This window comes from Streptomyces sp. RP5T (assembly GCF_003933965.1).
Lineage (GTDB): Bacteria > Actinomycetota > Actinomycetes > Streptomycetales > Streptomycetaceae > Streptomyces.
Map to the genome: position 1 here is coordinate 1 of NZ_RSAJ01000539.1, position 5,639 is coordinate 5,639.

Genomic DNA, 5,639 nt, shown 5'->3' on the forward strand with positions numbered 1-5,639 from the left:
CCCCCAAAGGCCCCCCGCCCATGAGTGACGTCACCGCGCGGAAGCGGGGCCGACCCCGGCGTACCGAATCGGACGCGGCCGGGACCCGGGACCGGATCCTCGTCGCGGCCCGGGAGGAGTTCTCCGAGCGGGGTTACGAGAAGACGTCCGTGCGCGGGATCGCCAAGGCCGCCGGCGTCGACCCGGCCCTGGTCCACCACTACTTCGGCACCAAGGAACAGGTCTTCGAGGCAGCCGTCGAGGTCGCCGCCGCACCCGCCCTGAGCGCGCCCGACGCGCTCGTGGAGGGGCCGCTGGAGGACGTGGGGGAGCGCCTGACCCGCTTCATCTTCGGCGTCTGGGAGAACCCCGCGACTCGTCTGCCGCTCCTGGCGATCGTCCGCTCCGCCGTGAACAACGAGACCGCGGCCGCCGTCTTCCGCAGGCTCGTCGCCTCCCAGCTGCTGCGCCGCATCGCCGGCCGCCTCGACAAGCCGGACGCGGAACTGCGGACCGAACTCGCCGCGGCGCAGCTCGTCGGGACGGCCATGCTGCGGTACGTGATCAAGGTGGAGCCGCTGGCGTCGACGGACGTCGAGCAGATCATCGCGCGGGTGGCCCCGGTGGTGCAGCACCATCTGACAGGGCCCTGACCCCGAGACGCGCGTCCCGCATTCCGGACACCTTGTCCCGACCCCTGGATGACCGGCGTACGCTCGTTAGCAGTCAGAAGTCTCATACGACCGTCTCTGAAGTCTCTGACGACCATCTTTGAAGGAGCGAGCGACGATGCCCGAGCTGAGGTCCCGCACAGTCACCCACGGCCGCAACATGGCGGGCGCCCGCGCCCTTATGCGCGCCTCCGGTGTACCCGGTGCGGACATCGGCCGCAAGCCGATCATCGCGGTCGCCAACTCCTTCACGGAGTTCGTGCCGGGCCACACCCACCTGCAGCCGGTCGGCCGGATCGTCTCGGAGGCGATCGTCGCGGCCGGCGGCATCCCGCGCGAGTTCAACACCATCGCCGTCGACGACGGCATCGCGATGGGCCACGGCGGCATGCTGTACTCCCTGCCGTCCCGCGACCTGATCGCCGACTCCGTCGAGTACATGGTCGAGGCCCACTGCGCCGACGCCCTGATCTGCATCTCCAACTGCGACAAGATCACCCCGGGCATGCTGAACGCCGCGCTGCGGCTCAACATCCCCACGGTCTTCGTCTCCGGCGGCCCGATGGAGTCCGGCCGCGCGACCCTCGTCGACGGCACGGTCCGTACCCTCGACCTGGTCGACGCGATGTCCGAGGCCGTGAACGAGAAGATCTCGGACGCGGACATGCTCCGCATCGAGGAGAACGCCTGCCCGACCTGCGGCAGCTGTTCCGGCATGTTCACCGCCAACTCGATGAACTGCCTCACGGAGGCCATCGGCCTCTCGCTCCCCGGCAACGGCTCGGTCCTCGCCACGCACACGGCCCGCAAGCAGCTCTACGTCGACGCGGCCGACACCGTCATGGACATCACCCGCCGCTACTACGAGCAGGACGACGAGACGGTCCTGCCGCGCAACGTCGCCACCTTCGCGGCCTTCGAGAACGCCATGGCCCTCGACATCGCCATGGGCGGCTCGACCAACACGATCCTGCACCTGCTGGCCGCGGCCCAGGAGGCGGAGGTCCCCTTCGGTCTCGCCGAGATCGACGCGGTCTCCCGCCGCGTCCCCTGCCTCGCGAAGGTCGCCCCGAACGTGGCGAAGAACCGCACGTACTACATGGAGGACGTGCACCGCGCGGGCGGCATCCCCGCCCTCCTCGGCGAACTGCACCGCGCGGGCCTGCTCAACGAGGACGTGCACTCGGTCCACAGCCCCTCCCTCGCGGACTGGCTCAAGACCTGGGACGTGCGCGGCGGCTCGCCGTCCGCCAAGGCCCTGGAACTGTGGCACGCGGCCCCCGGCTGCGTCCGCTCCGCCGAGGCCTTCTCCCAGTCGGAGCGCTGGGAGGCCCTGGACGAGGACGCGGCCGACGGCTGCATCCGCAGCGTCGAGCACGCGTACTCCAAGGACGGCGGCCTGGCGGTCCTCAAGGGCAACCTCGCGGTCGACGGCTGTGTCGTGAAGACGGCCGGCGTCGACGAGTCCATCTGGACCTTCGAGGGCCCGGCGGTCGTCTGCGAGTCGCAGGAGGAGGCCGTCCAGAAGATCCTCACCCAGCAGGTCAAGGAGGGCGACGTCGTCGTCATCCGCTACGAGGGCCCCAAGGGCGGCCCCGGCATGCAGGAGATGCTCTACCCGACCTCGTACCTGAAGGGCCGCGGCCTCGGCAAGGCATGCGCCCTGATCACCGACGGCCGTTTCTCCGGCGGCACCTCCGGCCTGTCCATCGGCCACGCCTCCCCGGAGGCGGCGGCCGGCGGCACCATCGCCCTCGTCGAGGACGGCGACCGCATCCGCATCGACATCCCCGGCCGGTCGATCGAGCTCCTGGTCGACGACGCCGAGCTCGCCCGCCGCGAGGCGGCCCTGAACGGCACGTACGCCCCGAAGAACCGCGAGCGCAAGGTGTCGGCCGCGCTGCGGGCCTACGCGGCGATGGCCACCAGCGCCGACAAGGGCGCGGTGCGGGACGTGTCGAAGCTGGGCTGAGCACCTGACGCGGGGGCCGCCTCCTCGGGGGCGGCCCTTCGCGTTGCCCGGGTCACCAGCGCGAGGGCTCGCGGGCGTCCACGGCGAACACGGTGCCGTCGGGAGCGGTGGCGTAGACCCGGCCGTCGGCGACGGTGGGCCGGGGCAGCGAGCCGGCGACGGTGCCCGAGTTCGAGCCCAGCCGAGCCGGGGTCTGCCCGACGAGGCGGCCCTTGTCGGCGTCGACGGCGAGCAGCCGTCCGTCCGCGGTCGTGACGTACACATGGCGGTCGTCGGCCACCGGTACGGATCCCCGGCTCACCGAGGTCTCCAGATTCCAGAGCCGCTTGCCCGCCGTCATGTCCACGGCGTCCAGGGAACCGCTCATCGCCAGGACGAAGACCATGTCCCCGCGGACCGTGGCCTGCGCGTCGGCACGCGCCACCGGGAGCTTCACCCGGCGCGAGGCCCCGGTGGCCGGCGTGTAGCGGACGACGGCGTCCGTGTCGCCGTACAGGTTGTCGGTCGAGAGGAGGACGACGGACCCTCCGTGCGCGCCGACGGGGGTCAGGTTCCCTTCCAGCCGGGCGTCCCAGCGCACGGCCCCGGTGGTGGGGTCCACCGCGGTGACCCGGGTGCTCGACGCGTCGGGGGAGAGATGCGTCGCGTACGCCAGCGGGTCCCCGTCGAACGAGACGAAGGTCGGCGCGGGCTGTCCCGGGACGCGCAGGTTCCACTTGGTGTCGCCCGTCGCGGCGTCCACACCGGTGACCGTTCCGTCGAGGAGGGTCAGCAGCAGCATGCCCCCGGCGAGCTGCATCCCGTGGTGGTCGGGGAGGGTGCGCCGCCAACGCGCTGTGCCCGAGGCGGGGTCGAGCGCTTCGAGGCGCCGCCCCTCCTCCACCATCGGCTGCACGAGACCGCCCTCGACGGCCGGCGGCTTGCTGAGCCTCGACTCGGCGACGGAGTGCCGCCACCGCAGGGAGCCGTCGGACGGGTCCAGGGCGAAGACGGTGCCGGACTGCGCGCAGATCAACCGGCCTGCCCCGTACGAGCATTGCGCCGGGCCCTCGGCCCCGGACACCGGGTTCGCCGTCCAGCCGGTGAAACCGGCGGTCGGTGTCGGCTTGTCACCGCTCTTCGCGGTGGCGTCCGCACCGGCGCCCAGCCACTGGACCGAGGCGAGGACACCGGCCAGGATCAGCACGACCGCGACGGCCGCGAAGAGCGTCCTTCGCGAGGGACGCCGACCCAACCGCGACGGCTGCCCCTTCGGCTCCGGCGGCCCCGGCACGTCACCCGTGCGCTGCGCCGGTATGAACGCCTGGGTGTCGTACGAGGCCGCGACGGACCGCAGCTCCCGCATCAGCTCGTCCGGAGTGGGCCGGTCCTCGGGCTCCTTGGCGAGACACCGCACGATGAGCGGCGCGAGATTCGCCGGTACGCCGGTCAGGTCCGGCTCGTCGTGCACGACCTGGTAGGCGACGACGTAGGGGCTGTCGGAGTCGAACGGACCGCGTCCCGTGGCCGCGTGCACCATCACGGAGCCGAGGGCGAAGATGTCGGCGGCCGGCCCCACCTCACGCGGCCGCCGGAACTGCTCGGGCGCCATGAAGGGCGGCGTCCCGATCAACTTCCCCGTCTCGGTGCGAAGTTCGCTGTCCTTTGGCCGAGAAATGCCGAAGTCGATGACCTTGGGGCCGTCCTCGGCGAGCAGGACGTTGCTCGGCTTGAGGTCCCGGTGCACGACCCCGACCCGATGGATGTCCCGCAGCGCCTCGGCCAGTCCCGCCATCAGGCGCCGCAACTGGTCGGGGGCCATCGGGCCGTTCCGCTTGACCTCGTCGGAGAGCGTGGGCCCGGGGATGAACAGCGTGGCCATCCAGGGCCGTTCGGCATCGGGATCGGCGTCGACGACGGACGCGGTGAACGCCCCGCTCACCTTCCGCGCCGCAGCCACCTCCTGCCGGAAACGCCCCCTGAACTCGGGATCCTTGGCGAACTCGGTGTGTACGACCTTCACCGCGAGCTTCATCCCCGAGGTGCTGCGCGCGACGTGCACGACGCCCATCCCACCGGACCCGAGGCAGGACTCCAGGCGGTAGTGACCGGCGTACTCGGGAAGTTCCGCTTCCGCGCCCGTTCCGGTGTTGCCCTGTGGCGCCATGGAACCACCCCCGTGCTGATCGTCGGCGCGCGCGACACCCGGAGCCTATGCGATGACTCGTACGGGGCAGAGGCGGCTTGCTAGTGTCCGCGTGCGAGTTGCGTACATATGTTTCATGGCGTGATTCAGGGGAATCAACGGGGCCCCATGGCAGTCATGGGGAGCAACGGGGGAGGAATCGCATGTCTGTTGAACGTGTGGAGGAGACCGGGGGCGCCGAGGCGACCCTGGCGGCGGTGGCATCGGTCCGCTACTACTCGGTCGCGCCCGGAGTCCGGCTCAACGTCCGCAACGGCCCCGGCACCAGCTACAGCGTCGTGCGGGTGCTGCCCGAGGGCGCCAAGGTGCCGATCTACTGCCAGACGCCGGGCACCTCGGTGAGCGGCCCCTACGGCACCAGCAACATCTGGGACAATATCAGCAACGGTCAGTACGTCTCCGACGCCTACGTCCTCACCGGCAGCGACGGCTACGTCGCCGACCGCTGCTCCTGAACCCTCTCGGGCACCGCCCGCACCGGGGCGGTGCCCGAGACCGGCGGCGACGAGACCGGTGACGGCACCCCTGTGACGTCCCGCTGCCGCCGGCACCCGGAGGGAGCCCGCGCCGGTCCCGGAGCCATAATCGTCCCGTGAGCGACGAATCCGGCACCCAGGACACCCCCGCGGGCTCCCCAGAGGGCGGCCCCCGCCCCGAGCCGATCCGTTTCTTCGGCACCACCTGGGTGGACCACCGCGGCGGCTACGCCCTCCGCCGCGCCGGCGTCGCCGCGGGCTCCCTCGCCGCCGCCGTCGCCTCCTGCCTGATCCTCCGCTTCGCCTACGAGGGTCTCCAGATCGCCGACACCGGCAGCTTCGTGACCGTCCTCGTC

4 protein-coding genes and 1 pseudogene are annotated in these 5,639 nt (G+C 71.6%); 4 read left to right on the forward strand and 1 reads right to left on the reverse strand.

Annotated elements, in window-relative coordinates; all coding sequences use genetic code 11:
* Positions 1-20: 20 nt before the first annotated feature.
* Entirely contained in the window at positions 21-632 is a 612-nt protein-coding gene (locus EHS43_RS35705; RefSeq protein WP_125194773.1) for a TetR/AcrR family transcriptional regulator, read from the forward strand.
* Positions 633-768: 136 nt separating this feature from the next.
* Positions 769-2,622, forward strand: coding sequence for a dihydroxy-acid dehydratase (ilvD, locus tag EHS43_RS35710; protein WP_125194774.1), 1,854 nt, complete (start codon positions 769-771; stop codon positions 2,620-2,622).
* 52 nt (positions 2,623-2,674) lie between these two features.
* Here the strand turns inward: ilvD and EHS43_RS35715 are convergent, their stop codons facing one another.
* A complete protein-coding gene (locus EHS43_RS35715) occupies positions 2,675-4,768 on the reverse strand; it encodes a serine/threonine-protein kinase (RefSeq protein WP_125194775.1) in 2,094 nt (697 codons plus the stop codon).
* A 182-nt stretch (positions 4,769-4,950) separates the two neighbouring features.
* On the opposite strand from EHS43_RS35715, the gene EHS43_RS35720 reads away from it, so the two are divergent.
* Both EHS43_RS35720 and EHS43_RS35725 read left to right on the forward strand, forming a co-directional pair.
* A complete protein-coding gene (locus tag EHS43_RS35720) occupies positions 4,951-5,262 on the forward strand; it encodes an SH3 domain-containing protein (RefSeq protein WP_125194776.1) in 312 nt (103 codons plus the stop codon).
* Between the two features lie 137 nt (positions 5,263-5,399).
* Positions 5,400-5,639 (forward strand): annotated as a pseudogene (locus EHS43_RS35725) (EamA/RhaT family transporter); the annotation flags it as partial.

What these genes read in the sequence shown, in the direction of transcription:
- EHS43_RS35705 (WP_125194773.1), top strand. Translation starts at nt 21, where the DNA reads ATGAGTGACGTCACCGCGCGGAAGCGGGGCCGACCCCGGCGTACCGAA.
- ilvD (WP_125194774.1), top strand. Translation starts at nt 769, where the DNA reads ATGCCCGAGCTGAGGTCCCGCACAGTCACCCACGGCCGCAACATGGCG.
- EHS43_RS35715 (WP_125194775.1), bottom strand. Translation starts at nt 4,768, where the DNA reads ATGGCGCCACAGGGCAACACCGGAACGGGCGCGGAAGCGGAACTTCCC.
- EHS43_RS35720 (WP_125194776.1), top strand. Translation starts at nt 4,951, where the DNA reads ATGTCTGTTGAACGTGTGGAGGAGACCGGGGGCGCCGAGGCGACCCTG.